We start from the raw sequence: 1,644 nt of genomic DNA on the forward strand, positions 1-1,644 counted from the left end.
AGGATGAAGCCCGCACCGAAAGCCGCGCCTATCCGGCCGAAGACCGCCGCGCGCCGCTCCGGCGGCGTGATATCCGAGATGTAGGCGAAGGCGGTCGAGATGCTCGCCGAGGTGATGCCCGAGATCACGCGTCCGATGAACAGCCAGACCAGCGACGGCGCCAGCGCCATCAGCACGTAGTCGGCCGCGAGCCCGAAATTCGACAATAGCACCACCGGCCGCCGCCCGAAGCGGTCCGACAACGCGCCGAGCAGCGGCGAGAACACGAACTGCATCAGCGCCCAGGCGGTGCCGAACAAGCCGAAGATGCGGGCCGCATGCGCTGTGTCGTTGTCGACGAAGCTCTCGATCAGCTTGGGCAGGATCGGCATGATCACGCCGAGCGCGAGCATGTCCAGCAGGATGGTGACGAAGATGAAGGCCACCGCGCCGCGCCGGACCGGCGGCGCGCCTTGCGCTGTCGCCTGGTCGGCCTCGTTGCTCACGACGGCCGCTTGCGCTTATGTGCGAAGGGATTGGCCTTCTCGCGCAGGGTGATGCGCACCGGCGTGCCCGGCAACTCGAACGTCTCGCGCATGGAATTGATCAGGTAGCGCAAATAGGACTGCGGCACCGCGTCCGCGCGCGAGCAGAACAGCACGAAGCTCGGCGGGCGCGCCTTGGTCTGCGTGATGTAGTTCAGCTTCAGCCTGCGGCCGGACACGGCGGGCGGCGGATTGGCCTGCACCGCCTGCTCGAACCAGCGGTTCAGCGCCGAGGTCGATACACGCCTGTTCCAGAGCGCATAGGCATCCTGGATCGCCTGCATCAGGCGATCGATGCCCTCGCCCATCAGGCCGGAGACCGCCACGATCGGCACGCCCTTGACCTGCGGCAGCAAGTGATCGGCATCGCGGCGCAGGCCCGAGATCGCGCCGCCACCCTTGCTCTCCATCAGGTCCCATTTGTTGACGGCGAGCACGACAGCGCGGCCCTCGCGCTCGATCAAATCGGCGATGCGAAGATCCTGCTCCTCGAAGCGGTTCTGCGCATCCATCATCATCACGACGACTTCGGCAAAACGGACCGCGCGCAGCGCGTCCGCGACCGAGAGCTTTTCCAGCTTCTCCTCGATGCGCGAGCGCCGTCGCAGGCCTGCGGTATCGAACACGCGAAAATCGCGGCCCTTCCAGCTGATCTCGACCGCGATGGAATCGCGCGTGGTGCCGGCCTCCGGGCTCGTCAGCAGACGCTCCTCGCCGAGCAGATGGTTGATCAGCGTCGACTTGCCGGCGTTGGGCCGGCCGACGATGGCGACCCGGATCGGGCGCGTCGCGGCCTCTTCCTCCGAGAGCGGCGCGTCGTCCTCGTTCTCGTCTTCGTCGACGGGCTCCGGCATCAGCTTGGCGAGTTCATCGTAGAGCTCGCCCATGCCCTCGCCATGTTCGGCCGAGATCTGAATGGGATCGCCGAGGCCGAGCGCAAACGCCTCCATCGCGCCGGCATCGCCGTGCTTGCCCTCGCTCTTGTTGGCGACCAACAGCACCGGCTTGTTGGCCTTGCGGGCGAAATCGGCGAAGGCGCGATCGGTCGGCGTGAGGCCGACGCGGGCATCGATGACGAAGAACAGCGCGTCCGCCTGCGCGATCGCGGCCTCGGTCTGCT

General features: G+C 67.0%; 2 protein-coding genes. Both read right to left on the reverse strand.

Annotation, left to right across the window (positions count from 1 at the left end; translation table 11 throughout):
• Positions 1 to 485 (reverse strand): MFS transporter (locus MOV75_RS37135; RefSeq protein WP_247007878.1); only part of this gene is annotated, 485 nt, incomplete at its 3' end.
• The coding region (gene der / locus MOV75_RS37140; RefSeq protein ID WP_247007879.1) for a ribosome biogenesis GTPase Der at positions 482 to 1,644 on the reverse strand (1,163 nt) is incomplete at its 5' end. The genes MOV75_RS37135 and der, both read right to left, overlap by 4 nt.

The sequence above is a fragment of the Bradyrhizobium sp. PRIMUS42 genome, from assembly GCF_023006515.1.
In the GTDB taxonomy this organism is placed as follows: Bacteria; Pseudomonadota; Alphaproteobacteria; order Rhizobiales; family Xanthobacteraceae; genus Bradyrhizobium.